1 protein-coding gene and 1 pseudogene are annotated in these 1607 nt (G+C 40.0%); both read right to left on the reverse strand.

Features of this window, described 5'->3' with window-relative positions; all coding sequences use genetic code 11:
- A partial coding sequence (locus tag A5294_RS04555; protein ID WP_064340579.1) for a pyridoxal phosphate-dependent aminotransferase occupies nucleotides 1-1172 on the reverse strand: 1172 nt, incomplete at its 3' end.
- Nucleotides 1173-1265: 93 nt separating this feature from the next.
- A pseudogene (locus A5294_RS04560) lies at nucleotides 1266-1607 on the reverse strand (ROK family protein); the annotation flags it as partial.

A 1607-nucleotide genomic window follows, 5' to 3' on the forward strand; every position in this document is an offset into this window, starting at 1 on the left:
GCATCTACAGTTCGAAGAAGCGCATGCAATCCGCTAATAAACTGCTGCGGCTCTGGCAATAATGACAATGCTAAATACCCATTAACTGGCATATCGAAATAATATCCAGGTTGAGAAACTAAATTATAATCTTTCATCAATCTCAAAGCTAATACATCATCGTCAATGCAAGATGGTACACGCAATAAAATATTCCATCCGCCCTCCGCACGCAGCGCGCTAACACAGCATTTAGGTGTAGATGCCAACGTTTCTCGAAGCGTATGCAGATTATTAATAATACGATTTCGTACAATAGCGCTTTGAGAAGATGCATATTGCAATAATTCTGGTATTCGCTCAGAAACAGTATTACCAATAGGCAAAAAATCATCCGCTATAACGTCAAGTCTTTTTTGTGCTTCATAAACATCATCTTTAGGACCTGAAACTTCAATCCAACCAACTTTTGCGTGAGGAGCAGCAAGCATTTTGGAGAATCCATCAAGCGCAAAAACTAAAGTAGAAGATTCTCCAGCAAGACGAGCATTTCCAGCAAAAGGTTCAAGCGAATATTCATAAAATACTTCGTCTGCAATAATCGCAACACCATTATCACGACATAATTGCAATAGTATTTCACGTTCTTCAGGCTTGACATATGAGCCTGTAGGATTATTTGGATTAATAAGCACAAGAGCTTTAATACGCAAAGACACATCTTCTAAAAGTTCTCTAGCACGCGCAATATCAATAGTCCAAGAACCATCATAGTGCAAAGGATACGGTATTGCATTCACGCATTGCAAGCGCGCAATAGACTCTATAAGAGGATATCCAGGAGTTGGTCCCATAACGGCATCCCCTGCATCACATAAAAGCATCATAAGCCATGCGTAAGCTTGAGAAGTTGAAGAAAGCACATAAAGCTGATCTGGATTAAGCTTTGATGGAACAGACTTTTCAGTGCGGTTATCTCGCTTATTGATGAAGTTCGAAAGAATATCGCGAATTTCCTTAGGACCCCTAGGGTCTGCTGTGTAACGTCCACTTAAACATTTAGGCGCTAAGCCGTGAGACGTTGGATTGGAATCGTTTAATTTAGTAAGCTTTACACCATTAAAAATAGCTTTTCTCTGAGCTAAAATAATAGGATTTGGCTCACTCACATCTATTCTAGAAGAAAATCGCACGAAACTACCCTAACACTTGGCATAACAAAAGCTGGGCTGCAGCATAAACTGCTCACCCAGCTCAATAGATAACAAATAATATTTAGTTATTTTTTAGTTTTGCTGCATCTTTTGCATTGCATAGTAAGCTGCACCAATAATTCCAGCCTCATTATGCAATGTTGCAACAACAATAGGAGTTTTAATATCGATATGCGGCAAGAACTTTTCGCTTACGCGGCTAACACCGCCACCGACAACAAACAAATCTGGGTTGAAATACTTTTCCATCAGGCCGTAGTACTTAGTCAAACGCTTAGCCCACTTCTTATAGCCCATATCCAACTTTTCACGAACAGAAGAAGCAGCGTACTTTTCAGCATCGCCCTTACCTTTTTCAAGCTGAATATGACCAAGCTCAGTGTTTGGAATAAGCACACCGTTGTAAATCAAAGC

It is taken from the genome of Gardnerella sp. 30-4 (genome assembly GCF_001641215.1).
Taxonomy (GTDB): domain Bacteria; phylum Actinomycetota; class Actinomycetes; order Actinomycetales; family Bifidobacteriaceae; genus Bifidobacterium; species Bifidobacterium leopoldii.